Source organism: Sphingomonas rosea (genome assembly GCF_039538065.1).
GTDB classification, from domain to species: domain Bacteria; phylum Pseudomonadota; class Alphaproteobacteria; order Sphingomonadales; family Sphingomonadaceae; genus Sphingomicrobium; species Sphingomicrobium rosea.
In genome coordinates this window covers 1,257,996-1,282,346 of record NZ_BAABBR010000001.1, presented here as the reverse complement: position 1 = coordinate 1,282,346, position 24,351 = coordinate 1,257,996, and the positions used below count along the sequence as shown (strand labels likewise).

The 24,351-nt window shown below is 68.5% G+C and carries 27 protein-coding genes and 1 tRNA gene; 11 read left to right on the top strand and 17 right to left on the bottom strand.

Annotated elements, in window-relative coordinates:
- The first annotated feature begins 1 nt into the window (after position 1).
- A complete protein-coding gene (locus tag ABD693_RS06415; protein WP_344696194.1) occupies positions 2–472 on the top strand; it encodes a DUF1801 domain-containing protein in 471 nt (156 codons plus the stop codon).
- On the opposite strand, the gene ABD693_RS06410 is transcribed toward ABD693_RS06415, so the two are convergent.
- Positions 430–1,317, bottom strand: a complete 888-nt coding sequence (locus tag ABD693_RS06410) for an LOG family protein (RefSeq protein ID WP_344696193.1) — start codon at positions 1,315–1,317, stop codon at positions 430–432. The two genes, ABD693_RS06415 and ABD693_RS06410, sit on opposite strands and share 43 nt — an antisense overlap.
- A 291-nt stretch (positions 1,318–1,608) precedes the next feature.
- Here ABD693_RS06410 and ABD693_RS06405 point away from each other — a divergent pair, with 291 nt between their 5' ends.
- Genes ABD693_RS06405 through ABD693_RS06390 form a run of 4 tightly spaced genes read left to right on the top strand, consistent with a single transcriptional unit; the run spans position 1,609 to position 4,538 of the window.
- Positions 1,609–3,351, top strand: coding sequence for a sensor domain-containing diguanylate cyclase (locus ABD693_RS06405; protein ID WP_344696192.1), 1,743 nt, complete (start codon positions 1,609–1,611; stop codon positions 3,349–3,351).
- A gap of 58 nt (positions 3,352–3,409) precedes the next feature.
- The gene (locus ABD693_RS06400) at positions 3,410–3,769 is read left to right on the top strand and encodes an ArsR/SmtB family transcription factor (protein ID WP_344696191.1); all 360 of its coding nucleotides are present in this window, start codon (positions 3,410–3,412) and stop codon (positions 3,767–3,769) included.
- Positions 3,750–4,250 (top strand): SRPBCC domain-containing protein, encoded by a 501-nt coding sequence (locus ABD693_RS06395; RefSeq protein WP_344696190.1) that lies wholly within the window; start codon positions 3,750–3,752, stop codon positions 4,248–4,250. Before ABD693_RS06400 ends, ABD693_RS06395 begins: the two co-directional genes overlap by 20 nt.
- A gap of 57 nt (positions 4,251–4,307) precedes the next feature.
- Complete coding sequence (locus tag ABD693_RS06390) at positions 4,308–4,538, top strand: hypothetical protein (RefSeq protein ID WP_344696189.1); 231 nt, start codon at positions 4,308–4,310, stop codon at positions 4,536–4,538.
- Positions 4,539–4,798: 260 nt separating this feature from the next.
- On the opposite strand, the gene sdhA is transcribed toward ABD693_RS06390, so the two are convergent.
- The 3 genes from sdhA to sdhC are packed head-to-tail and all read right to left on the bottom strand — an operon-like array spanning position 4,799 to position 7,439.
- Complete coding sequence (gene sdhA, locus ABD693_RS06385; RefSeq protein WP_344696188.1) at positions 4,799–6,601, bottom strand: succinate dehydrogenase flavoprotein subunit; 1,803 nt, start codon at positions 6,599–6,601, stop codon at positions 4,799–4,801.
- Positions 6,601–7,032 carry a succinate dehydrogenase, hydrophobic membrane anchor protein gene (sdhD, locus tag ABD693_RS06380; RefSeq protein WP_344696186.1) on the bottom strand — a complete coding sequence of 144 codons (432 nt, stop codon included), beginning with the start codon at positions 7,030–7,032 and terminating at the stop codon, positions 6,601–6,603. Before sdhD ends, sdhA begins: the two co-directional genes overlap by 1 nt.
- Positions 7,029–7,439 carry a succinate dehydrogenase, cytochrome b556 subunit gene (gene sdhC, locus ABD693_RS06375; RefSeq protein ID WP_344696185.1) on the bottom strand — a complete coding sequence of 137 codons (411 nt, stop codon included), beginning with the start codon at positions 7,437–7,439 and terminating at the stop codon, positions 7,029–7,031. The genes sdhD and sdhC overlap by 4 nt, the downstream gene beginning before the upstream one ends.
- A 166-nt stretch (positions 7,440–7,605) precedes the next feature.
- Here sdhC and ABD693_RS06370 point away from each other — a divergent pair, with 166 nt between their 5' ends.
- The 5 genes from ABD693_RS06370 (at position 7,606) to ABD693_RS06350 (ending at position 12,025) form a co-directional block, all read left to right on the top strand.
- Positions 7,606–8,931 carry a methyl-accepting chemotaxis protein gene (locus tag ABD693_RS06370; RefSeq protein ID WP_344696183.1) on the top strand — a complete coding sequence of 442 codons (1,326 nt, stop codon included), beginning with the start codon at positions 7,606–7,608 and terminating at the stop codon, positions 8,929–8,931.
- 134 nt (positions 8,932–9,065) lie between these two features.
- Positions 9,066–9,764 carry an SDR family NAD(P)-dependent oxidoreductase gene (locus ABD693_RS06365; protein ID WP_344696182.1) on the top strand — a complete coding sequence of 233 codons (699 nt, stop codon included), beginning with the start codon at positions 9,066–9,068 and terminating at the stop codon, positions 9,762–9,764.
- Complete coding sequence (gene bla, locus ABD693_RS06360; protein ID WP_344696181.1) at positions 9,754–10,665, top strand: subclass B3 metallo-beta-lactamase; 912 nt, start codon at positions 9,754–9,756, stop codon at positions 10,663–10,665. Before ABD693_RS06365 ends, bla begins: the two co-directional genes overlap by 11 nt.
- Positions 10,662–11,540: a 50S ribosomal protein L11 methyltransferase gene (locus tag ABD693_RS06355; protein ID WP_344696180.1), complete on the top strand. Its 879-nt coding sequence runs from the start codon at positions 10,662–10,664 to the stop codon at positions 11,538–11,540. Before bla ends, ABD693_RS06355 begins: the two co-directional genes overlap by 4 nt.
- Positions 11,541–11,614: 74 nt before the next feature.
- Entirely contained in the window at positions 11,615–12,025 is a 411-nt protein-coding gene (locus tag ABD693_RS06350) for a hypothetical protein (protein WP_344696179.1), read from the top strand.
- Positions 12,026–12,034: 9 nt separating this feature from the next.
- Here the strand turns inward: ABD693_RS06350 and ABD693_RS06345 are convergent, their stop codons facing one another.
- The 10 genes from ABD693_RS06345 to ABD693_RS06300 all read right to left on the bottom strand — a co-directional run bounded on the left by ABD693_RS06345 (position 12,035) and on the right by ABD693_RS06300 (position 21,252).
- Positions 12,035–12,364: a UrcA family protein gene (locus ABD693_RS06345; RefSeq protein WP_344696178.1), complete on the bottom strand. Its 330-nt coding sequence runs from the start codon at positions 12,362–12,364 to the stop codon at positions 12,035–12,037.
- A gap of 88 nt (positions 12,365–12,452) precedes the next feature.
- Entirely contained in the window at positions 12,453–14,477 is a 2,025-nt protein-coding gene (gene ligA / locus ABD693_RS06340) for an NAD-dependent DNA ligase LigA (protein WP_344696177.1), read from the bottom strand.
- Positions 14,474–14,989, bottom strand: coding sequence for a DUF1697 domain-containing protein (locus tag ABD693_RS06335; RefSeq protein WP_344696176.1), 516 nt, complete (start codon positions 14,987–14,989; stop codon positions 14,474–14,476). Before ABD693_RS06335 ends, ligA begins: the two co-directional genes overlap by 4 nt.
- 1 nt (position 14,990) lies before the next feature.
- Complete coding sequence (locus tag ABD693_RS06330) at positions 14,991–15,701, bottom strand: dienelactone hydrolase family protein (protein WP_344696175.1); 711 nt, start codon at positions 15,699–15,701, stop codon at positions 14,991–14,993.
- Between the two features lie 17 nt (positions 15,702–15,718).
- Positions 15,719–17,371: a DNA repair protein RecN gene (recN, locus tag ABD693_RS06325; RefSeq protein ID WP_344696174.1), complete on the bottom strand. Its 1,653-nt coding sequence runs from the start codon at positions 17,369–17,371 to the stop codon at positions 15,719–15,721.
- Positions 17,372–17,376: 5 nt separating this feature from the next.
- Positions 17,377–18,171, bottom strand: coding sequence for an outer membrane protein assembly factor BamD (locus ABD693_RS06320; protein ID WP_344696173.1), 795 nt, complete (start codon positions 18,169–18,171; stop codon positions 17,377–17,379).
- A 68-nt stretch (positions 18,172–18,239) separates the two neighbouring features.
- Positions 18,240–19,202: a protein translocase subunit SecF gene (gene secF, locus ABD693_RS06315; RefSeq protein ID WP_344696172.1), complete on the bottom strand. Its 963-nt coding sequence runs from the start codon at positions 19,200–19,202 to the stop codon at positions 18,240–18,242.
- A gap of 11 nt (positions 19,203–19,213) precedes the next feature.
- The gene (gene secD / locus ABD693_RS06310) at positions 19,214–20,806 is read right to left on the bottom strand and encodes a protein translocase subunit SecD (RefSeq protein ID WP_344696171.1); all 1,593 of its coding nucleotides are present in this window, start codon (positions 20,804–20,806) and stop codon (positions 19,214–19,216) included.
- The gene (yajC, locus tag ABD693_RS06305; protein WP_344696170.1) at positions 20,806–21,078 is read right to left on the bottom strand and encodes a preprotein translocase subunit YajC; all 273 of its coding nucleotides are present in this window, start codon (positions 21,076–21,078) and stop codon (positions 20,806–20,808) included. The genes secD and yajC overlap by 1 nt, the downstream gene beginning before the upstream one ends.
- A gap of 97 nt (positions 21,079–21,175) precedes the next feature.
- Positions 21,176–21,252 (bottom strand) — tRNA-Pro (locus ABD693_RS06300).
- A 78-nt stretch (positions 21,253–21,330) separates the two neighbouring features.
- On the opposite strand from ABD693_RS06300, the gene ABD693_RS06295 reads away from it, so the two are divergent.
- Positions 21,331–22,008, top strand: coding sequence for a TIGR02117 family protein (locus tag ABD693_RS06295; RefSeq protein WP_344696169.1), 678 nt, complete (start codon positions 21,331–21,333; stop codon positions 22,006–22,008).
- Here the strand turns inward: ABD693_RS06295 and ABD693_RS06290 are convergent.
- The 3 genes from ABD693_RS06290 to hslV all read right to left on the bottom strand — a co-directional run bounded on the left by ABD693_RS06290 (position 21,996) and on the right by hslV (position 24,340).
- Positions 21,996–22,397, bottom strand: coding sequence for a GFA family protein (locus ABD693_RS06290; RefSeq protein ID WP_344696168.1), 402 nt, complete (start codon positions 22,395–22,397; stop codon positions 21,996–21,998). The two genes, ABD693_RS06295 and ABD693_RS06290, sit on opposite strands and share 13 nt — an antisense overlap.
- 65 nt (positions 22,398–22,462) lie before the next feature.
- On the bottom strand, positions 22,463–23,761 hold the full coding sequence (gene hslU, locus ABD693_RS06285; protein ID WP_344696167.1) for an ATP-dependent protease ATPase subunit HslU: 1,299 nt from the start codon (positions 23,759–23,761) through the stop codon (positions 22,463–22,465).
- A 45-nt stretch (positions 23,762–23,806) separates the two neighbouring features.
- Positions 23,807–24,340 (bottom strand): ATP-dependent protease subunit HslV, encoded by a 534-nt coding sequence (hslV, locus tag ABD693_RS06280; RefSeq protein WP_344697582.1) that lies wholly within the window; start codon positions 24,338–24,340, stop codon positions 23,807–23,809.
- Positions 24,341–24,351: the final 11 nt, after the last annotated feature.

Genomic DNA, 24,351 nt, shown 5'->3' with positions numbered 1-24,351 from the left:
GGTGACGGCGGGCCTCACCCCCGCCGCCCTGATCGACGAGCTTTGCAGCGCCTTGGCCCCCGCGCGGGCCGAGGCGCTGCGTGCCGCCTACGACCTCGTCCGGCGGGTGATCCCGGCGGGCTATGAGGAAGGGGTGAGCGGGCGGATGGTGACCTGGTCGGTCCCGCTCGCGCGCTATCCCAAGACCTACAACAAGCAGCCGCTGATGGCCGTGGCGCTGGCCGCGACCAAGGGGCACAACGCGTTGCACCTGCCGCTGCTCTACATGAGCGCGGAGGCCGATGCGGCGTTCCGCAGTGCTTATGCCGATGCCGGGCGGAAGCTCGACATGGGCAAGGGCTGCGTCCGCTTCGTGACGCCCGAGGGCCTCGACGAAGCGGCGGTCACGACGGCGGTCGGAGGGACCGCCGTCGATGACTTCATCGCAGCCTACGAAGCGGCGCGCAGGGGCGCGGAGTCGCCCTCGGCGTAATAGTCGCAGACCTTGCCCCAGCCTTCCTCGGCGGTTTCGCACCAGGTGAGGAGGTCGAGGTCGCGCTCGGAGATGACGCCCTCCTCGACCAGCGCCTCGAAGTTCACCACGCGCTCCCAGAACTCGCGGCCGTAGAGCAGGATCGGAAGCGGGCGGACCTTGCCGGTCTGGATGAGCGTCAGCAGCTCGAACATCTCGTCGAACGTCCCGAACCCGCCCGGGAACACCGCCACGGCGCGGGCGCGGAGCAGGAAGTGCATCTTCCTGAGCGCGAAATAGTGGAACTGGAAGCTGAGCGACGGGGTGACATAGGGATTGGGCAACTGCTCGTGGGGCAACACGATGTTGAGCCCGATGCTCTCGGCGCCGACGTCCTGCGCGCCGCGGTTGGCGGCTTCCATGAACGAGGGTCCGCCGCCCGAGCAGACCACGAAGTGGCGCTGGCCGTCCTCGTCGCGATCGGTCTTGCTGGCCAACTGCGCCAGCTCGCGCGCGACCTCGTAATAATGCGACTTGGCGACCAGCCGCTCGGCGATCAGCTTTTCTTTGTCGGTCTTCGCCTGGGCGAGCAACGCCTTGGCCTTCTCGGGCTCGGGCACGCGGGCGGAGCCGTAGACAACGAAGGTCGAGCCGATCTTCTGCTCGTCGAGGAACAGCTCGGGCTTCAGCAGTTCGAGCTGGAAGCGGACGGGGCGCAGGTCAGGACGGAGCAGGAACTCCTTGTCCTGGAAGGCCAGCTTGTAGGCGGGATCCTCGGTCTGCGGCGAGGACGGGATGTGCTTGGCGGCTTCGGCGTCGCGCTTGGCGTCGGGAAAGATGCGCTTGGGGGGGATCGGATCAGTCATAAGCGGTCGCGCTTAGCCGAGGTGGCGGCATTTGCCCAAAAGTTTTCGGGTCGCGGCACTTTTGCCACGCCGCGGGACGCGTGAAAGTGCCGAAACTTATCAAAGCTCGCGCATATCGACGATGGTGCGGCGACGATGAGAAAGACGGCTGGAGCAAACCCCTGCGGTTAGTTTGACAAACGAAATCCTACTTTGCAAGTCGCGGCCAAGTGTAGGCTTTCCGCGAACCATTCCGCCGAAACGGTTGCATTTGGGAAGAAGCGGGAAAGTCGCAGCGTTCTAAGAGAAGTCATGATCGTGTTGCGTATTCTTCTTCGCCAGTGGCCGCTGGCCCTCGCCTGGTCGTTCATGGCGCTGGTCGCGGTTTCCTTCACCCGCTTCGACAATGGCGTCGCCTTTCTGTGGGGCGCGACCGCCGTGCTGATCGCAGGGCTGCTGCGTGTTCCGCGGCGCTACTGGTGGGCGCCGCTCAGCGTCATCGGCTGCCTGAGCTTCCTCATCACCGGTTTCTTCGGGCTCGGCTGGCAGGCGGCACCCTGGTTCGTGATCGTCAATCTCGGCGAAGGCACCGTCGCCGCGCTCATCATGACCCGCAGCGCCGGCCAGCGCGAACTGATGGCCGACCTGTCGTGGTTCGGCCGCTTCGTCTTCGCGATGGTGGTGGCGCCGGTCTGCGTCGCGCCGGTCGTGGGCGCGGTGCTGTGGCTGATCGGCCATGCGCCGTTGCCGGGTGTCGCGACCTTCATCAGCGGTCACGCCCTCGGCAACCTCACGATCCTGCCGATCGCGCATCTCCTTGCCAGCCGTTCGGCCCGCCGCGACAGCGCGCAACTCCTGCAGCGCCGCAAGCTCGACGCCGCGATCCTCCTGCCGCTGCTTGTCGTGGTCGACATCGCCGTCTTCGCGCAGACCGATTGGCCTTTGCTGTTCCTGCCGGTGATGTTCGTGCTGCTCGCGACCTTCCGGCTCGAGCGGCTGGGCGCGGCCTTCGCCCTCGTGGGCCTGGCCCTGATCGGCGGCTCCCTGACCGGCGCGGGACAAGGCCCGGTCGCGCTGTCGGGGGCGAGCCTTCCCGCGCGCATGCTGTTCTTCCAGCTATTCCTGGTCGCGACCGTGCTGACCGTGCTTCCGGTCGCGGCCGATCTCCATCATCGTCGAAAGCTCCTGCGCAGCTTCCGGCGGAGCGAGGCCGAGTTCCGGCTGCTGGCCGAATATTGCACCGACGTCATCATGCGGATCGCGCCGGATGGGCGCATTCGCTACGTCTCGCCGAGCATTCACCAGCTTCTGGGGCATACGCCCGAGGCGCTCGTCGGGCAGGCGAGCCGCGACCTCATCCACCCGGCCGACCTCGCGCGGGTGATCGAGGAGCATCGCCAGACACTCGCGAGCGCCGGCGAACCGCGCCGCTACGAATATCGCAGCATGACCCGCGAGGGCGAGATACGCTGGTTCGCGACCCACGGGCGCGCGCTGCTCGACGACGATGGCCGGCCCTATGAACTGCTCGCGATGATCCGCGACGTGACGCTCGCCAAGCAGAGCGAAGAGAGCTGGCAGGAGGCGGCGCTGGTCGATGCGCTGACCCGGCTGCCCAATCGGCGGGCGCTCGAGCAGATGGCCGCTGATCTCTGCCAAGGCGAGCATTGCCTCGCCATTCTCGACATCGACCGCTTCAAGGCGGTGAACGACACGCATGGCCACGAAGTCGGCGACGAGGTGCTGGTCGGCTTCGCCCGCGCCGCCAAGGGCTTCGTTCGCGGGCATGACCGGATGTGCCGGCTGGGCGGCGAGGAATTCGTGGTCCTGTTCGAGCACACCTCGCTCCAGCAAGCCTATGACATTTGCGACCGCCTGCGATTGCTCATGTCCGCGTCACCGATCACGACCGAAGCGGGCCGGATCCGCGTGACGATCAGCGGCGGCGTCGCGGTGATCGGCGAGACGGGGCTTCGAAGCGCGCTCAAGTCGGCCGACGCCGCCCTTTATCGCGCCAAGCGCGCGGGCCGGGACCAGCTCCAGATCGCCGCCTGAGCGGGGTCAGCCGGTCGGGCCTTGCGGACCGGCTTTGATCAGCGTAACACTGAACCTGATGGTTCACTATGAGTCGCCAGCGCTCGATCGCTCCTTCGCCGCTTTGTCCGATGCGACACGGCGCGGGGTGATCGCCGAACTGGCGCGGCGCGAGGCGAGCATCTCCGATCTCGCCGGCCGCTTCGGGATGACGCTGACCGGCATGAAGAAGCATGTCGCGGTGCTCGAGGGGGCGGGGCTGGTGGCGACTCAGAAGGTCGGGCGGGTGCGGACCTGCCGGCTGGGCGCGCGCGGGCTCGACCACGAGGCGCAATGGCTGGCCGACATGGCGGCGCTGTTCGAGGCGCGTTTCGCGAGGCTCGACACGGTTCTCGACGAACTCAAGCAGGAGGAAGAGCATGGACGCGCGAACGACTAGCCACGCGATGATGGGCGCCACGTCGGTGGAGCGGAAGGGCGACACCGAACTCGTCGCGACCCGGCTGTTCGATGCGCCGCCGGCGCTCGTCTATCGCGCCTGGGCCGTGCCCGAGCTGTTCCGTCGCTGGTGGGTGCCCGAGGGCTTCGGGATCAGCCTCGTCGGCTGCGACATGGATGTGCGGACCGGCGGCAAGTACCGGCTCGAGTTCGCCGCGGGCGAGGGGGGCAGCATGGCCTTCTACGGCCAGTATCTCGAGGTGGTGCCGGGGGAACGGATCGTCTGGACAAATGACGAGGGCGAGGAAGAGGGCGCGGTGACCACCGTCACCTTCGCGGCGCACGGCGAAGGGCAGACACTGCTGACCTTCCACGAAGCCTATCCCAGTGCCGAGGCGCTGGAAGAAGCGATGCAGGGCTCGGCCAAGGGACTGCCGGCGCAGATGGATCAGTTGGCGACGCTGTTGCCGACGCTGGTCTGAGCGGGCTTTCGGAACCGATCAGGCGCCGCGCGTTTCTGCCGGGAAAGGAGAAACGGCGTGGCAAATCTGTTCGGGGCCCTGATCGGCGCGGCGATCGATCGCGAGGACGGCGACAGTGGCATCAAGGGTGCCATCATCGGCACCGTGGCGGAGACGGCGATCCGCGCCATCGCGCCGGTGGTGGCGACCTGGGCGCTTGGCTGGGCGGTGCAATATGGCGTTCGCAAGGGCTGGCAGGCGATTGTCGGAGAAGATCCGGCGCGTGGACCTCGGCCGTCGGAAACTTGACGTCCGCGCCTTCATGAAGGCCTTGGCGCGTTGCGCACGAAACTAAGTGTCTGCCGGCGCAAGCGCGCTTTTGCCTCGGCCGCGGAGGCGCTGGCGGTTGCCGCGTCAGCGGGGCTCGATCTCAGGACGTATCGCTGTGACCGGTGCGGGCGGGTTCATCTGACCAGCCGGACCAAGGGCAAGCGGGTGCCTCGGCCGTTGACGTTGGCGCCCGAGGCGTAACGGGTCGCCCCTCTCCCGAAGGGGAGGGGCGGGGCCGATCAGTAAACGCGGGCCTTGGGCTTGATGTAGCCGACCTCGTCGGTGAGCGTGTAGTCGTGGACCGGGCGGTAATCGATTGCGACGTTGCCGCTCTTGCCGCCCCAGCCGTCGAACCAGGCGACCGTGTGCTTCATCCAGTTCGCGTCGTCGCGCTCGGGGAAGTCCTCGTGCATGTGCGCGCCGCGGCTTTCCTTGCGGTTGGCGGCGCTGTGCATGGTGATGAGGGCCTGGCCGAGCATGTTGTCGAGCTCGAGCGTCTCGACGAGGTCGGTGTTCCAGATGAGGCTGCGGTCGGTGACCTTGACGTCCGACAGGCTGCGATAGACCGCGTCGATCTTGCCGACGCCCTCGTCGAGGGTGCGCTCGGTGCGGAAGACCGCGCAATCGGCCTGCATCGTGCGCTGCATCTCGTTGCGGATCTGCGCGGTGGGCGTCGAGCCCTCGGCGTGACGGAAGTGGTCGAGGCGGCCGAGCGCGAACTCGGCGCTGGTCTTGGCGAGCGGCTTGGGCGCAGCGCCGGGCTTGAGGATCTCGCCGAGGCGAAGGCCCGCGGCGCGGCCGAAGACGACGAGGTCGATGAGGCTGTTCGAGCCGAGGCGGTTGGCGCCATGGACCGAGACGCAGGCCGCTTCGCCGACCGCGAACAGGCCGGGGACGACGCTGTCGGGATTGCCGTCGCGCAAGGTGACGACTTCGCCGTGATAGTTGGTCGGGATGCCGCCCATGTTGTAGTGGACGGTCGGCGTGACCGGGATCGGCTCGCGGGTCATGTCGACGCCGGCGAAGATCTTGGCGGTCTCGGTGATGCCGGGCAGGCGCTCGGCGAGGATCTTGGGATCGATGTGGTCGAGGTGAAGGAAGATGTGGTCCTTCTCCTTGCCGACGCCGCGGCCCTCGCGGATCTCCATCGCCATCGAGCGCGACACGACGTCGCGGCTGGCGAGGTCCTTGGCCGACGGGGCGTAGCGCTCCATGAAGCGTTCGCCCGCCGAGTTGGTGAGGTAGCCGCCCTCGCCGCGCGCGCCCTCGGTGATGAGGACGCCGGCACCGTAGATGCCGGTCGGGTGGAACTGGACGAATTCCATGTCCTGCAGCGGCAGCCCGGCGCGCATCACCATGGCATTGCCGTCACCGGTGCAGGTGTGGGCGCTGGTCGCCGAGAAATAGCAGCGGCCGTAGCCGCCGGTCGCAAGGACCACGGCCTGGGCGCGGAAGCGGTGGATCGACCCGTCTTCCATGCACAGGGCCATGATGCCGCGGCACTCGCCGTCCTCCATGATGAGGTCGAGGGCGAAATATTCGACGAAGAAGTCGGAATTATACTTCAGGCTCTGCTGGTAGAGCGCGTGGAGCATGGCGTGGCCGGTGCGGTCGGCGGCGGCGCAGGTGCGCTGCGCGGCCGGGCCTTCGCCCATGTTCTGAGTCATGCCGCCGAACGCGCGCTGGTAGATCTTGCCGTCGTCGGTGCGGCTGAACGGAAGGCCGGCGTGCTCGAGCTCGTAGACCGCGGCGGGGGCCTCACGGCAGAGATATTCGATCGCGTCCTGGTCGCCGAGCCAGTCGGAGCCCTTGACGGTGTCGTACATGTGCCAGGTCCAGTGGTCCGGACCCATGTTGCCGAGGCTGGCGGCGATCCCGCCCTGCGCGGCGACGGTGTGGCTGCGGGTCGGGAAGACCTTGGTGACGCAGGCGGTCTTGAGGCCCTTTTCGGCCGCGCCCATGGTCGCGCGAAGCCCGGCGCCGCCGGCGCCGACGACGACGACGTCATAGACATGGTCGATGATCTGGTAGGCGGCGGTCATCAGGCGGCGGCTCCGAAAGCGATACGGGCGAGGGCAAAGAGCGCCAGTGCGCCAGCCCCGACGTGGAGGAAAAGGGAGATGATGTGCCAGGTCAGGCGGCCGCCTTCGTCACCCTGATAGTCGTCGACGATGACCTTCACGCCCTCGAAGCTGTGCTCGAAGCAGAGGTAGACGAACAGGGCCATGGGGACGAAGCCGAACGGGCCCGACAGCCAGGCGGTGATGGTCGATTGGGTGAAGTCGGGCAGCAGCAGCAGCGAGGCGAGGAACCAGGTGCCGAGCAGGAGCAGGGCAGCGGACGAGACGCGCTCCTTGATCCAGTGGCCGCCGCCGTGATGCGCCGAGCCGAGGCCGCGGACCCGGCCAAGCGGGGTCTTGCCGTCCGGAACGGCGTTGCGCTCGTGCGCGCCCATTTGCTTCGGCCCGGTCATGCGGCTTTCCCGAGGATGATGGCCCAGAACAGGGCGGTGAGGATCAGCGAGCCGACGATCGTGCCGAGCGCCATGGTCTTGTTGGTCTTGAGCTCGAAGCCCGCGCCGACGTCCATGACGAGGTGGCGGAGGCCCGACAGCGTGTGCTGGAAGAAGGCCCAGGTCAGGAGCACGAGGCCGATCAGGATCAGCGGCACGGGCCCGAGCTTCCAGCCGACGAAGCTGGTGAAGGTCGCATAGCCCTCGGCGCTGCCCGACAACGCGAGGAGCCACCAGGTCAGCAGGAACAGCCCGCCGAGCGTGAGCGCGACGCCGGTGGCGCGGTGAAGGATCGACACCAGCATGTGCGGACCCCATTTCCATATGGTGAGATGGGGCGACAGCGGCCTTGCAGTATTACGTGCCATGAGAGTCTTCGAATGCTCCGGCAGAAACGGGCGGAAATGCTTGTGCGGTGCACCTAGGACGGGCCGCCGCATAGGGCAAGGAGGGCCGATGGGCCTAACCGCCTCTTAACCAATCGGGACTAGGCAGGCTCCACCAAACCCATGTGGTCCAGGAGTATAGTTGTCGATGCCCGCCACCGATGCCAGTCACGCTCGCCGCCTCAAGGCCTTCGATCCGGCCGGTGACCTGCCGGCCCGCGCCGCCGCCCTGTGGAGCGCGGTCGCGAGCCACGAGCGCGACGTCGCCCGCAAGTTCTGGGAGCGCTATCGCGAGCATTCGGACGGGCGCGGCCACTTCAGCGATGCCAAGCTCGACCACCTGGCCGACCGGATCATCCCTTACCTGCGCGACAAGTTCCTGCGCCTGACCGAGACGGGCTGGGTCAACACCGCCAGGAAATATGTCGAGGATGCGATGGCGGCCGACGTCTCGCTGACGACGCTGATGGCGGGTCTGTCGGGCGAGGCCGAGGCGCTGACCACGGCGATGCGCGCGACCTTCAACGATTCGGCCGAGCGGGCGGCGGCGGCGCAGACCATCCACGAGATGAACATGGTCGAGATCGACGTCTTCGTCGCGCACGCCATCCATTACCAGCAGACCAATCACGACAAGGAGCGGCACGCCAAGGCGGAGGAATTCAACCGCCGCGTGGTCGCCTCGGTGGCCCGCGCGAGCAGCGACAGCGACATGCTGCGCGGCCAGGCGAGCGCCACGGCGGCCGCCACCCGCGGCATGCTCGGCAAGACCAGCGAAGTCGCCGCGGCGGCCGAGCAGTCGGCGGTGGCGATGCGCGAGGCGGCGCATACCGCGGCCGGCCTCATCCGCGCGATCGAGGACGCCCGGGCCGAAGTCGAGACGGCGGCGACCGTATCGACCCGGGCCGGTGACCAGGCCGCGCAGGCGGTCAAGGTCAGCCAGGCGCTGTCGGCGCATGTCGAGGCGATCGAATCGATCCTCGGCCTCATCCGCGACATTGCGGGCCAGACCAATCTGCTCGCCCTGAACGCCACGATCGAGGCGGCGCGCGCGGGCGATGCCGGCCGCGGCTTCGCGGTGGTCGCGCAGGAGGTGAAGAGCCTCGCTTCGCAGACCGCTCGGGCGACCGACGACATCACCGCCAAGATTTCGGCGATCACCGCGGCGACCAGGCAGACGGTCGAGGCCAACAGCTCGATCCAGGGCACGGTCGAGGAGGTGCAGACCAGCGCCGACCGAATCCGCCAGGCGATGGAATTGCAGGCGCAGACGGTGACCATGATCACCGCGGCGGTCGACGAGACCGCGCTTGCAGCCGATTCGATGAGCTCGACCATCGCGGCGATCCGGACCGATACCGAGAACGTCGCGCGCGACATCGACGGGGTGGAGCAGGGCTTCGGCCGGTTCAGCCAGCAGATCGGCGAGTTCAAGAGCGCGACGGCCGAGTTCATCTCCAAGTTCGCGGCCTGACGATCCCTCTTCGTTCGTCCTGAGCGGAGCGCCCCAGGCGCGCAGTCGAAGGGCGGGGGGCAAGCGTCCTTCGACGTCGCTCAGGACGAAGGAGGTTGTTGCGTGACGCAAAGGGGAGTGACACAGCCTCCCCCATGAACATTCTCCTGACCGGCGCGAGCCGGGGTATCGGCAAGGCGGCCGCCGACGCGCTTCGGGCCGCCGGCCACACGGTGCTCGGCACCTCAACCAAGGGCGGCGAGGGGCTGGTCGCGGCCGATTTCGCCGACGGCGAGGCGGCAGCGCGCTGCTGGGACGAGGCGGTGGCGCGGCTCGGCCGGATCGACGTCCTGGTCAACAATGCCGGGGTCTATGAGGCGGTCGCCGACGACGCGCCCGAGGCCGAGTGGCAGGCGCAGTGGGCGCGCACGATGCAGGTCAATCTGCAGGCCGCGGTCGACCTCAGCCGGCTCGCGGTCGGGCACTTCCGGGCGATTGGCGGCGGGCGGATCGTCAACGTCGCGAGCCGCGCGGGCTATCGCGGTGACAGTCCCCAGCACTGGCATTATGCGGCGTCGAAGGCCGCGCTCGTCGCGGTCACCAAGACGATCGCGCGGGGCTATGCGGGCGAGAACATCCTCGCCTTCGGGGTGACTCCGGGCTTCACCGTCACCGAGATGACCGAGGAATATCTCGCCAGCCGCGGCGGAGAGAAGGTGCTGGCGGAAATTCCGCTCGGCCGTGTGGCTAGCGCGGCCGAAGTCGGCGAGACGATCCGCTGGCTCGCGACGCAGGCCCCGGCGAGCGCTACCGGTTGCGTGATCGACGTCAATGGAGCTTCCTATGTCCGTTAGCCTGATGCTTGCCGCGCTGGCCGGCCAGCAGATCAGCATCCCGCTCGGCAAACCCGTGGTCTACGAGAAATTCCCGGCGCCGATCGCGGTCGCGGGGCCGGCCTTCGCGCGGACCTGCGGCGACAATGACGATTGGGACAAGCCCGCGCCGCCGGTCCGGATCTTCGGCAACACTTATTATGTCGGAACCTGCGGGATCAGCGCGATCCTGATCACCGACAAGGCCGGCGACGTGCTGATCGACAGCGGCACCGAAAAGGGCGCCGACCTCGTCGCGGCGAACATCCGGCGGCTGGGCTTCCAGCTGTCCGACGTCAAATATCTCCTCCACAGCCACGAGCATGTCGATCACGTCGGCGGGATGGCACGGCTGCAGCAGCTGACCGGCGCGCAGCTGGTCGCCTCGGCACCGGCCGCGCAGGTGTTCCGGACCGGGGTCACGGCGGCCGACGATCCGCAGGCAGGCATCCTGCCGCGCGTGCCGACGGTCACCGTCGGGCGGATCGTCAAGGACGGCGACACGGTGCGCAGCGGCGGACTTCAGCTCACCGCGACCGCGACTCCGGGCCATACGGCGGGCGCGCTCAGCTGGAGCTGGGTGAGCTGCGACGGCGGCGTGTGCCGGACGATGGTCTTTGCCGACAGCCTCTCGCCGGTCAGCCGCGACGACTATCGCTTCACCGACCATCCGGCGTGGGTGGCGAGCCTGCGCCAAGGCATCGCCAAGATGGCCGGCCTCGAGTGCGACATCCTGCTCACCCCGCATCCGGGCGCGAGCAACATGCGCCAGCGGTTCGGCGGCACGGCGGCCCTGTTCGATCCCGAGGGCTGCAGGAATTATGCGGCGGCCAAAACCAAGGCGCTCGACGAGCGGCTGGCCAAGGAGGCGCCAAGCAAATGAGCTGGCGCGTCACGATCCCCTGCAACCGTGCCGAGGGCGAGGCCGTCGGCGCCATGGACGATCCGTTCGGCGACCACCCCAACCCGCCGGTGATCGTCGCCGACGAACCCGACGAGCATCGTCCCGACGACTGGCGGCTCCACGCCTACTTCGAGGCGGAGCCGACCGCGGCCGAGCTGGCGGTGCTGCAGGGCCTCGCGAGCGGCGAGCCGGTGCTCGAGGAACTCGCCGACGAGGATTGGGTGACGCGCAGCCAGGCCGGGCTCGAGCCGATCCGCGCGGGGCGGTTCTTCGTCCGGACCCCGGCGCACGGGCCCGAGGATGGCGCGATCAACTTCCTGATCGACGCGGGCCTCGCCTTCGGGACGGGGCATCACCACACCACCAAGGGCTGCCTCGAGGCGCTCGACCGGCTCGAGGCGGCGGGCAAGGCTTTCGCCAATATCGCCGACATCGGGACGGGGACGGGGCTGCTGGCGTTCGGAGCCATGGCGCTCTGGCCGGACGCGAAGGCCATCGCCACCGACATCGATCCGATCAGCATCGACGTCACGCGCGACAATGCGCAGGCAAACGGGGTGGCGCTGGGCGAGGGCGCAGGCGAACTGGCGCTGGCGGTGGCCGACGGCATGGCGCATCCGGCGCTGGCCGAACGCGCGCCGTTCGATCTCCTCATCGCCAACATCCTCGCCGGGCCGCTGATCGAGCTGGCGGGCGACTTCGTCGACGCAACCGCGGCGGGCGGGACGATCGTGCTGGCGGGGCTGCTCGACACGCAGGCCGAGGCGGTGACGGACGCCTATGTCAGCCGCGGCTGCCGGCTGGTCGAGGGCGGCAGCGGCGAATGGCGCGTGCTGGTGCTGGAACGGCAGTAAGGACGCGCTGCCGGATTAAGACGCGGTTCAGCGCGGCGGCCGTTGTTTCTCGCGGTCACATCGGGGGAAATATCATGCGTCATCTCTGTCGTTCGCTTCTCGCCTGCGGGCTGTTCGCGCTGGCGGGCTGTTCGGTCCAGCACATTGCCGATGGCGAGCCGGCGCTCAGCCGTGCGGTCAGAGTGCCGGGGGACCGGGTCGCGACCTTCGCCAGCGCCAGCGACGTGCCCGCCGCCTACCAGGTGGTCGAGGACGTGTGGGTCAAGGACGACGGGGAGACGCCGCCGGCGGTGCTCGAACGCCAGTTGCGCGCGGTGGCGGGCGCGCGCGGCGCAAACGCGCTGATCCTCGCCGCGACCAATCGCACGCCCAACGGGACCCGGGTCGACCTCAAGCCGCGGCTCGACAATCCGTTCGATTATTATGCGGGCACGGCGATCTGGATCGGCGACACGCCGCGGCCGGTGCACGTCATCCGGCGCTAGGGCCAGGCCTCAGCGCGAGGCCATCCGCGGGGTGAGCTGGTCGAGGCGGGGCGTGATGTCGCTCCAGGCCTGCGCAGTGCAGCGGATCGAATCATGCGGTTCGGCGACCGAGAAACGGCGGGGATCGCAAAGGTCGGCGATCGCGCCCGCGACGCGGTTGCGCAGCTGCGCGCGGCCATCGGCGGAGGCGAGCTGGAGGTCGCCATAGGAGACCGTGCGCTGGTTGTCGGCGAGGCTGCGGGTCGCGCTGACGACGAGCGTCCCCATCGGCTCGGCCGCGACGGCGGCTCCCGAGCAGGCGATCAGGGCGGCGGCGGAAGCGATGGCGAGCATGCGCATGGGGGTTCTCCTCGTGTCTGTCACGAAAGAGAAATCATGTTGTCACTTTTCTGTCAAACATCATAGAAATGTGACACTTACGCGTCGCTCACGCCTCGGCGACGATATTTGCCCATTCGGCCTCGGTGACGACGCGGACACCCAGTTCCTCGGCCTTCTTGAGCTTCGACCCCGCGCCGGGACCGGCGACGACGAGGTCGGTCTTGGCGCTGACCGAGCCCGCCGCCCGCGCGCCGAGGCGTTCGGCCTGCGCCTTGGCCTCGTCGCGACTCATCGTCTCGAGGCTTCCGGTGAAGACGATGGTCTTGCCGCTCCAGGCGGTGTCGCGGGCCTGGTTCACGAACGGCGCGGGTCGGGCGAGGTCGAGCAGGGCGGCGACTTCCTCGCGGTTGTGGGCCTCGTGGAAGAAGTCGTGGACCGCCTCGGCGACCACCGGGCCGACGCCTTCGACCGCGGACAGCTCGGCGGTGCCGTTGTCGCCGGTGGCGGCGGCCTGCAGCGCGTCGATCGTCCCGAAGCATTTGAGCAGGTCGCGGGCGGTGACGATGCCGACGTGGCGGATGCCGAGGCCGAACAAGAGGCGGGCGCTGTCGAACCCCTTGCGCGCCTCGATCGCGGCGAGCAGTGCGTCGACGCTTTTCTCCTTCCAGCCTTCGCGGCCGAGGAGCTCGGCGCGGTGGGCCGACAGGCGGAAGATGTCGGACGGCTTCTCGATCCAGCCGAGCTCGGCGAATTCGACGATGCTCTTTTCGCCCAGGCCATCGATGTCCATCGCGCCGCGGCTGACGAAATGCTTGAGGCGCTCGAGGCGCTGGGCGGGGCAGACGAGGCCGCCGGTGCAGCGGATGTCGACTTCGCCTTCCTCGGCGACCGCTTCGGAGCCGCAGGCAGGGCAATGGTCGGGGTAGACGAAGGCGGGGCGGGGTTCGTCGGGGGTCAGGTTCTCGACCACTTGCGGGATGACGTCGCCCGCGCGCTGGATGCGGACGCGGTCGCCCTCGCGAAGGCCCAGCCGGCCGATCTCGTCGCGGTTGTGCAAGGTGACGTTGCTGACGATGACGCCGCCGACGCCGACCGGGGTGAGGCGGCCGATGGGGGTCAATTTCCCGGTGCGGCCGACCTGGATCTCGATCCGCTCGAGCGTGGTCTCGGCCTTTTCGGCGGGGAATTTGTGGGCGATCGCCCAGCGCGGGGCGCGGCCGACGAAGCCCAGTCGCTCCTGCCAGTCGAGCCGGTCGAGCTTGTAGACCACGCCGTCGATGTCGAACGGCAGGTCGGCGCGCTCGTGCTCGATCCGGGCGTAGTGCGCGAGTGCCTCCTCGACGTCGGCGCAGCGGACGACGCGCTCGTCGACCGGAAAGCCGAGGGCGCGAAGGCGGTCGACGGCTTCCATCTGCGTTTGCCCGAGGGGTTCGGAGACTTCGCCCCAGCCGTGCATCAGGAAGCGCAGGGGGCGGGCGGCGGTGATGGCCGGGTCCTTCTGGCGGAGCGAGCCGGCGGCGGCGTTGCGGGGGTTGGCGAAGACCTTGGCGCCGGCCTCGGCCTGGCGGGCGTTCAGGGCGGCGAAATCAGCCTTGGACATGTAGACCTCGCCGCGCACCTCGAGGATCGCGGGGGCGTTGGCGAGGGTCTGCGGGATGTCGGCGATCGTTCGGACGTTCGGCGTCACGTCCTCGCCGATCGTGCCGTCGCCGCGGGTGGCGGCGAGGACCAGGTGGCCGTTCTCGTAGCGGAGCGAGGCCGAGAGGCCGTCGATCTTGGGCTCGGCGGTGAGCGCGACCGGCTCGTCCTCGGCGAGGCTCAGGAACCGGCGGACGCGCCGGACGAAGTCGCGAACGTCGTCGCCCGAAAAGGCGTTCTCGAGGCTCAGCATCGGCCGCGCATGGGCGACCTTGGCGAGCGCCGAGGACGGGGCGGCGCCGACCTGCGCATTGGGCGAATCCGGGCGGACGAGATGCGGGAAGGCGGCCTCGAGTTCGTTGTTCTCGCGGACCAGCGCGTCATAGTCGGCGTCCGAGATCTCGGGCGCGTCCTGGTCGTGGTACAGGCGGTTGTGATGCGCGATTTCCTTCGCCAACTGGCGGAGGCGACGGCCTGCTTCGGGTTCGGTCACGCTTGTTCCTCGAGCATCGCGGCGATCTTCTCGACCGTGTTGCGGTTGCGGGCGGTGCCGGTCTTGACGGCGGGGATGACGAGCTTCGTCTTGCCGATCCCCTCGCCATAGGCAACGCAGATCTCGCGGCGGCCGGCCGCGATGCGCTCGTCCTCGCGCCCGCGCACGGCGGCCATGAAATCGGCCGGGGGCGGGCCCGCGAGGAAGAAGACGAAGTTGCGGCTTCCACTTTCCTCCGGAAAGGGATTGGAATCGGCAATGGCGCGCATCTCGGCGGCGGAACGGACCAGGACGGGCACGGGCTTGCCGAACCACTTTGCGACCTTGTCGGCGACGAGGCCCGCGACCTTCGCTTCGGACAGCTTGCTCTCGAACAGGAGGTTGCCGCTGGCGATGTAGGTGCGGACGTTGGCAAAGCCGCATTCCTCGCCCATCCGGCGAAGCTCGGCCATGGGCAGCTTGCCCGTGCCCGAGACGTTCACCGCCCGGAGAAAGGCGACGTAGGCGGTCACCTCAGGCGAACAGTTCATCCAGATAATCGTGGAGCGCGGTCCAGCTGCGGCGCGCGGCGGCGGCGTCAAAGGCGACGCCATCGACGCCGAGGCGATGGGCATTGGGGTTGGTGAAGCCGTGACCGACATGGCCATAGCCGAGGATCTGCCAGTCGGCGCCGGCCTCGGTGAGCTCGGCGGCGAGGCCGACGACGGCGTCCGGGGGGACCATCGGGTCGTTCCAGCCGTGATAGGCGACGACCTTGGCGGCGATCTTGCGCCGCGGGAGGTCGGGCGCGTCGAACAGGCCGTGGAAGCTCGCGACGCCGGCGATTCCAACGCCGGAGCGCGCGAGGTCGAGGACGCAGAGGCCCCCGAAGCAGAAACCGATCGCCGCGATGCGGGGTTCGTCGTGGCCGGTCTCGGTCCTGGCGACCGCAACGATGTCGAGAAGGCGGTCGCGGAGCGCGGCGCGGTCGGCCTTGAGGTCGTTCATCTGCGCAAAGGCGGCCGGGCGGTCGTCGGGCATGGTGAAGCGGCGGCCCCACAGATCGGCAACGAGAGCGGCGTAACCGCGCTCGGCGAGGTCGCGTGCAAAGCCGAGCTCGAGCTCGCTGACGCCGGCGACGGTGGGGACGATGATGATCGTCGCGGTCGCCTCGCCGTCGGGTAAGACGAGGACGCTTTCGAGCCGGTCGCCGCCAAATTCGTGCGTGATGGTCCGCTCGGTCATGTCAGCCTCTTTTTTGCTCAGACGGTTTCGAGCAGCCGCGCGGCCTGCGCCCGGGCTTCCTCGGTGACTTCGGCGCCCGAGAGCATTCGGGCGATCTCCTCGCGGCGCTCGTCGGCGGAGAGCAGGCGCACGGTGGTGCGCGTGCCGTCGGCCCCGTGGCTCTTCTCGATCCGGTAATGGTGGCGGGCGCGCGCGGCGACCTGGGGCGAGTGGGTGACGACGAGGAGCTGGCTGCGGGTGGCGAGGCGGGCGAGGCGGTCGCCGATGGCGCTCGCCACCGCGCCGCCGACCCCGCGGTCGATCTCGTCGAAAATCATGGTCGAAGCGCCGCCTTCTTCGGCGAGGGCGACCTTCAGGGCGAGGATGAAGCGCGACAATTCGCCGCCCGAGGCGATCTTGATCAGCGCGCCGAACGGGGCGCCGGGATTGGTCGAGACTTCGAATTCGACGCGGTCGGCGCCGGCGGGGCCGGGTTCGCCGGGCGAGACGACGGTGCGGAAGCGCGCGGCCTCGAGCTTGAGCGGCGCGAGCTCGGCGGCGACCGCGGCGTCGAGCCGGGCGGCGGCGGCCTGGCGGGCCTCGGTCAGCGCGGCGGCGGCGGCATGATAATCGGCCTCGGCGACATCGAGGCTGCGCTCGAGCTCGGCGATCCGGGCCGAGCCGCCGGCGGCGCTTTCGAGCGCTTCCTCCATCTGGATCAGGAGATGGCGCAGCTGGTCGGGCTCGACCCGGTGCTTGCGGGCGATGCCGCGCAGTTCGAAGAGGCGGGCCTCGGCGGCCTCGAGGTCATCGGGCGAGAAATCGAGTTCGGTGCGGGCGCGCTCGACCTTGTCCTCGGCTTCCGAGGCATCGATGATCGCGCGGTCGAGGGCGGCGAGCGCCTCGGCGAGAAGCGGGTGGGCGTCGCCGACCCGTTCGAGGCGGCGCGCCGCCTGTCGGAGCTGCGACAGGCCGCCCTCGGAACCGGTGAATAGCTCCTGCAGGCCGTCGAGGTCGTCGGTGATGCGCGCGAACTGCTTCATCGCGGCGCGCTTTTCGGCCAGCGCCTCCTCCTCGCCTTCCTCGGGGCGGAGCTTGCGCAGTTCCTCGACGCTATGTTCGAGGAAATCGCGGTCGCGGTCGGCATCTTCCTGGCTGCGGCGGAGCTGGTCGAGCTCCTGGCGGAGATCGGTGAGGCGGGTCCAGGCGCGCTGGACGGCGTCGGTCCGGACCTTGCCGAAGCTGTCCAGCAGCCCGCGGTGGCCCTTGGGATTGAGCAGGCCGCGGTCGTCGTGCTGGCCGTGGATCTCGACCAGGCTCGCGCCGACCTCGCGCAAGGTCGAGGCGGGAACGGGCGCGCCGCCGAGAAAGGCGCGGCTGCCGCCATCGGCCTTCAAGGTGCGGCGGAAGAGGAGGGGTTCGCCCGCTTCCTGTTCGACCCCGGCGGCGTCGAGGAGCGGCACCGCCGGGTGGTCGGGGCCGAGTTCGAAGGCAGCGGTGACGGCGGCGGCGTCCTGGGCCGCGCGGACGAGGCCGCTGTCGGCGCGCATGCCGAGCGCGAGGCCAAGCGAATCGAGCAGGATCGACTTGCCCGCGCCGGTCTCGCCGGTGAGGACCCCGAGGCCATCGCCGAAGTCGAGCGTCAGACGGTCGATCAGCACCACGTCACGGATGACGAGCTGCCGCAGCATAGGCGTCAGGCCGCGCTGAGCGGCGCGTTCGGCACGTGCTTGCGGACGAGGTCGTAGGCGCGCTTGTACCAGTCGGTGCCCGGATAGTTGCGGCCGAGCACGGCGGCCGACTTGGCCGCTTCGTCCGGAAGGCCGAGCGCGAGATAGCTCTCGGTCAGGCGCATCAGCGCCTCGGGCGTGTGGGTGGTGGTCTGGTAGGTGTCGATCACCTCGCGGAAGCGGCTGACGCTGGCGAGCCAATTGCCCGACCGCTGGTAGTAGCGGCCGACTTCCATTTCCTTGCCGGCGAGCTGGTCGTTGATGAGGTCGAGCTTGAGGCGCGCGTCGGCGGCGTAGCGGCTCTCGGGGTAGCGGCGGATGAGCTCGCGGAAGGCGTCGCCGGCCTGGCCGGTGATCCGCTGGTCGCGGGTGACGTCCGCGATCTGGTTATAATAGCTCATCGCGATCAGATAGTTCGCGTAGGGCGCATCCTTGTTGCCCGGATGGATCGTCAGGAAGCGCTGGGCCGAGCTGACCGCGTCGGGATAGCTCTGCGCCATGTAATAGCTGAACGCGCTCATCAGCTGCGCGCGGCGCGCCCAGACCGAATAGGGATGCTGGCGCTCGACCTCGTCGAACAGCTTGGCCGCGGTCTCGTAGTCCCGGTTATCGAGCCGGCTCTTGGCGAGCGAGTAGAGCGTGTTGACGTCGCGCGCGACGTAATTGGTGTCGGCCTTGGTCCGATTGCGGGCGCAGCCGGCGGCGGGCAGGATGGCGGCGCAGGCGAGCAGCAGGACGATCGAACGGGTGGGCTTGAGCATGAGCGGCCTTCTAGGACAGTCGGACGTGGGGGCCAAGCGGAGATGGCGGCCGGCGGCTGAACGCCGGCTTACACCACCGCGCCGTCGCCCCCGGCAAGTTTCGCGGGTGCCTTGTCCTCGGCCTTGAGGAAGCTGTCGGGGCGGACGCCCAGCCAGACCAGGATCGGGGCCGAGATGTAGATCGACGAATAGGTGCCGACGAAGGTGCCGAGCAGGATCGCCGCGGTCAGGCCGAAGATCACCTCGGGACCGAAGATCAGCAGCATGGTCAGCGCGAGCATGATCGAGAGCGAGGTGACGATGGTGCGCGACAGCGTCTCGTTCAGCGTCAGGTTGAGCATCGGGATGATCTGCATCTTGCGATACTTGCGCAGATTCTCGCGAATGCGGTCGTAGATGACGACGGTGTCGTTGAGCGAATAGCCGACGACGGTGAGGAACGCCGCGACGACGTTGAGGTCGAATTGCAGGCGGGTCACGGCGAAGAAGCCGAGAATCATCGAGACGTCGTGGAACAGGGTCACCAGCGCGCCGACGCCGAACTGCCACTCGAACCGGAACCAGATGTAGATGGCGATTCCGAGCATCGCGAGCCCGAGCGCCAGCGCGCCGTCGCGGGCGAGCTCTTCGCTGACCTTGCCGGATACCGCTTCGCCGGCGCCGACCTTGACGCCCGGATACTGGTTCTGGAGCGCGGTGCGGACCTTGCCGACGATCTCGGCCGAGGCCTTGGCGTCGGGCGGGCTCGGCAGGCGGACCTGGTAGGTGCGGTTGTCGCCGAAGTCCTGGATGCTCGCTTCGCCGACGTCGAGCGCGTTCATCCGCCCGCGCAGGTCCTCGATGTTGATCGGCTGGGCGAAGGTCGCGCGAACGACCTGGCCACCGACGAAATCGATCCCGAGGTTGAGGCCCTTGATCGCGACCAGCGACAGGCTGGCGACGGTCAGGATGATCGAGATCACGAGGGCGATGTTGCGCACCTTCATGAAGTCGATGTTGGTGTTGTCGGGGACGAGCTTGAGGAGTTTCATCGCTTGGCGCCTCAGATGTGCAGTTCGCGCGGACGCTTCTTGCGGACCCAGAGGGCGACCAGAAGGCGGGTGAAGTTCACCGCGGTGAAGACCGAGGTGATGATGCCGATCAGCAGCACGATCGCGAAGCCGCGCACTGGCCCTGAGCCGAAATACCACATGATCGCCGCGGCGATGACGTTGGTGATGTTGGCGTCGAAGATGGCGGTGGACGCTTCCTTGTAGCCGGTCTCGATCGCGTCGAGGATCTTGCGGCCACGGCGCTGCTCTTCGCGGATGCGCTCGTTGATCAGCACGTTGGCGTCGACCGCCGCGCCGATGGTGAGCACGAAGCCGGCGATGCCGGGCAGGGTCAGCGCCGAGCCGATGAGGCCCATCACGCCGAGGATCAGCAGCGTGTTGATGACGAGGCCGAGGTTCGCATACCAGCCGAAGCGGCCGTAGGTGATGACCATGAACAGCATCACCGCGAGGACCGCCACGCCCGAGGCGATGGCGCCCGAGCGGATCGAATCGTTGCCGAGCTCGGCCGAGACGGTGCGTTCCTCGATGACGTCGAGCTTCACCGGCAGCTTGCCCGACGAGAGCGAGATGGCGAGCTCGTTGGCGCTTTGCGTGGTGAAGCCGCCGCTGATCTGCGCGCTGCCGCCGAGGATCGGCTCGTTGATGTTGGCGACCGAGATCACCTTGTTGTCGAGGACGATCGCGAACGGCTTGTTGACGTTCTCGGTGGTGGTGCGGCCGAAGCGGCGCGCGCCCGAGCTGTCGAAGCGGATCGAGACGACCGGGGCGCCCGACTGCTGGTCGAACACCTGCTTGGCGTCGGCGACTTCCTCGCCGCTGACCATTACCCGGCGCTGAAGCGCGACGAAGCCGGTGCCGTCGGCGCGCGGGAGCACCTGGCTGCCGGCGGGCGCGCGGCCCTGCGCGACCTGGGCCTGGTCGGCATTCTGGTCGACGAGCTTGAATTCGAGCCGGGCGGTCTGGCCGATCAGGCGCTTCAACGCCTCGGGATCGTCGATGCCCGGGACCTGGACGAGGATCCGGTTCTGGCCCTGGTTGATGACGGTGATTTCGCGCGTGCCCGAGGGATCGATCCGGCGGCGCACGACGTCGCGGGCGACGGTCATCGCGTCCTTGATCGCCTGGGCATTGCCCTCGGGCGTCGGGACCATGATCACCCGGTTGCCGTCCTGCGTCGACACGTTCCAGGTGCGGGTGCCGGTGAGGCCGACGCCCTGGGTCAGCGTGCGGACGCGCTCGACCGCGGCGTCGAGCTGGGTCGGATCGCGCAGCATGAAGCTGACCTGGCCGTTCGACGAGGAGATGTCGCCGACCTGGATGCGCGGCTCGCGGCGCAGTTCCTGGGTGACGCTGTCGTCCATCGCCGAGAGGCGCTGGCGGGTCGCGTCGGCGAGATCGGCTTCGAGGAGAAGCTGGCTACCGCCGGCGATGTCGAGGCCGCGCGCGATCTGCGTCTTGGGCGCCCAGGCGGGCCATTTGGCGACCTGATCGCGCGGGAAGAAGCTCGGAACGGCGAGGATGATGCCGACGGCGATGACCAGGAGGATCGACCAGATCTTCCACTTGGGCGGGTCGAACATCAGTCGTTCGCGACCTTGGCGGTCGGGTTGATGATCTGGGTGAGGGTCGACTTCACCACGCGGACCTTGACGCCCTGCGCGATCTCGACCTCGACCTCGCGCTCGTCGACGACGCGGGTGACCCGGCCGCGAATGCCGCCGGCGGTGATCACGTCGTCGCCCTTCTTGACCGCCGCGAGCATCGCCTGGTGCTCACGCACGCGCTTCTGCTGCGGGCGGATCATCAGGAAATAGAAGATCACGAAGATCAGCAGGAAGGGGAAGGTCTGCATCAGGAAAGCCGTGGCGCCGGAGGGCGCTGCGGCGGCGCCTAGGAGGAAGCTCGGGTCAGGCATCGGCTCAGCTGATCTTTCGCAGTGAAGAGAAAAATGGTCGGGGCGACAGGATTCGAACCTGCGACCCCCACACCCCCAGTGTGATGCGCTACCAGGCTGCGCTACGCCCCGACCGGTGTCGCCTCATTGTCGAGACGACGAGCGGCGCAGATAGTTTGCGAGCGCGCAATAGGCAAGGCAGGGGTGAAAATGGGTCGTCGGCGTAAGGGTGGATGGGGTCGCCGGATCGGACTTGCCCTGCTCGGAGTGCCGCTGCTCATACTCCTGGCGGGGGTCGTCGGCGCCCTCGTCCCGGTCAATGCCGGGTGGCGCGAGGCCGAACAGGGCACGACCATCTATCTCCGCTCGAACGGAGTCCACACCGACATCGTCATGCCGGCCAATGCCAACGGGCTCGACTGGCGGCCGCTCCTTCCCGAAGGCGATTTCGCCGCGCCGCCGTTCGGGGCGCGCTGGTTCGGATTCGGGGCGGGCGAGCGCAAGGTCTATCTCGAGACCCCGACCTGGCGCGACCTGACACTCGGCACCGCGCTCCATGCGCTGACCGGGGGCGAGCGGGTTCTCCACGTCGACCGCACCGCCGATCCCGGCGTCGAATTGGTCGCGATCCGGCTCCGGCCCGAGGAATATCGCCGGCTGTGGGCGGCGATCCGGGCCGAGTTCGACGGCCCGCCGCGGCGAATCGATCATGCCGGCTACGGTTCGGACGACGCCTTCTACGAGGGCCGCGGCCACGCCAGCGCGGTGCAGACCTGCAACCAGTGGGTGGCGGACAAGCTGCGGCTCGCGGGCGTCAGGACCAGCCTCTGGTCACCGCTCCCGAACGGGCTGATGTGGCGCTACCGCAAGGCCGATCAGCCGGGATAACGCTCGAACGACGGCTTCTCGTCCAAGTGGGCCATCCAGCCGATCCGCTCGGCCGTCTGGATCTGGCCCTGAACAGGGAAGGCGTCGGGATTGTCGAGGGTCGCGGACTGGATGTCGATCTTTCCGGGGAAGATCTGATCGTTCAGGTAGAACAGGCTGGTGCCGCAGGTCGCGCAGAACTGGCGTGTCGCATGCTCCGAGCTTTGATAGCCCTTGGGTTCGCCGACGATCGTCACGTCGTCCTTGGCGAACAGGCTCCAGCTGTTGGCCGGCGCGCCGCTCGCCCGCTGGCAATCGCGGCAGTGGCAGAGCGCGTGATGCGCCGGCTCGGCGCCGTCGCGGATCGTGTAGCGGATCGCGCCGCAGTGGCACCCACCCTGTTCGGCCATCGTCTCGTCTCCCCTGATTCGAATGGAGAGGAGGATGGCCGAACAGGCGGAACGTTACAAGAACGTCAAAGCACGTAGCGGCTGAGGTCGGTGTTGCGGGCGAGCTGGCTGAGCTGGCTCTCGACGAAGGCCGCGTCGACCTTGAGCGTTTCGCCGCGGCGATCCTCGGCCTCGAAGCTGATCGTCTCGAGGAGCTTCTCCATCACCGTCTGAAGCCGGCGCGCACCGATGTTCTCGAGGCTTTCATTCACCTCGGCCGCGATCCGGGCGAGGGCGCGGATGCCGTCGTCGTCGAAGCTGATCTCGACCCCCTCGGTCGCCAGCAGGGCGCGATATTGCTCGGTCAGGCTGGCGCGGGTCGAGGACAGGATCCGGACGAAATCCTCCTCGGTCAGCGCCTTCAATTCGACCCGGATCGGCAAGCGGCCCTGGAGTTCGGGCAGCAGGTCGGCGGGCTTGGCGACATGGAAGGCGCCAGACGCGATGAACAGGATGTGGTCGGTCTTGAGCGGGCCGTATTTGGTCGCGACCGTGGTGCCCTCGATCAGCGGGAGGAGGTCGCGCTGGACGCCCTCGCGGCTGACCGAGCCGCCGCGCACGTCGCTGACCGCGATCTTGTCGATCTCGTCGAGGAAGACGATGCCATTGGCCTCCGCATCGGCGAGCGCCTTGGCGGTGATGTCGTCCTGGTCGAGGCGCTTGTCGGCTTCTTCCTCGGTCAACTTGGCGAAGGCGTCGGGGACCTTGAGCTTGCGCCGCTTCTTGGGCGCGCCGCCCATCGCCTTGCTCATCATCTCGCTGAGGTTGATCATGCCCATGCCGCCCTGGCCGGGGAGGTCGAAGGGCATGGACGGGGCCTCGGTGACGTCGATCTCGACCTCGGCGGTGTCGAGGCTGCCGTCGGCGTAGCGGGCCTTGAAGCTCGCCCGCGTCGCCTCGCTCGAGCCCTTGCCGGTGAGTGCGTCGAGCAGCCGCTCCATCGCGGCGTCTTCGGCGGCGGTCCGGACGGCCAGGCGGCGACGTTCCTTTTCGAGCCGGACGGCTTCCTCGACGAGGTCGCGGGCGATCTGCTCGACGTCGCGGCCGACATAGCCGACCTCGGTGAACTTGGTCGCCTCGACCTTGACGAAGGGCGCGTCGGCGAGCCGGGCAAGGCGCCGGCTGATCTCGGTCTTCCCGCAACCGGTCGGCCCGATCATCAGGATGTTCTTGGGCGTGACCTCGTCGCGCAACTCCGGGCTGAGCTGCTGGCGGCGCCAGCGGTTGCGCAGCGCGACCGCGACCGCGCGCTTGGCGTCGGCCTGGCCGATGATGTGGTCGTCGAGGGCGGCGACGATGGTCTTGGGGGTAAGATTGTCGTTCATTTCCTGAGCCTTCTCGCCTCCCGCGGGCGGGAGGGGGAATAGGGGTCAGACCGTCTCGACGGTCAGTCGGTCGTTGGTGAAGACGCAGACCTCGGCGGCGATCGCCATGGCGCGGCGGGCGAGCTTGTCGGGATCGGTCTCGTAGTCGTCGAGCGCCTTGGCCGCCGAGAGCGCGTAGAGCCCTCCCGAGCCGATCGCGGCGATCCCGCCTTCGGGCTCGAGCACGTCGCCATTGCCGGTGATGACCAGCATCACTTCCTTGTCGGCGACGATCATCATCGCCTCGAGGTTGCGCAGGAACTTGTCGGTGCGCCAGTCCTTGGCGAGCTCGACCGCGGCGCGGAGGAGCTGGCCCTGATGCGCCTCGAGCTTCTTCTCGAGCCGTTCGAACAGGGTGAAGGCGTCGGCGGTCGCGCCGGCGAACCCGCCGATGACGCTGCCGTCACGGCCCAGCCGCCGGACCTTCTTCGCATTGGGCTTCATCACCGTGTTGCCCATGCTGACCTGACCGTCGCCGGCGATCACCGTGCGGCCGTCCTTGCGCACCCCGAGGATCGTGGTGCCGTGCCATTGTTCCATGTTCGTCCCGC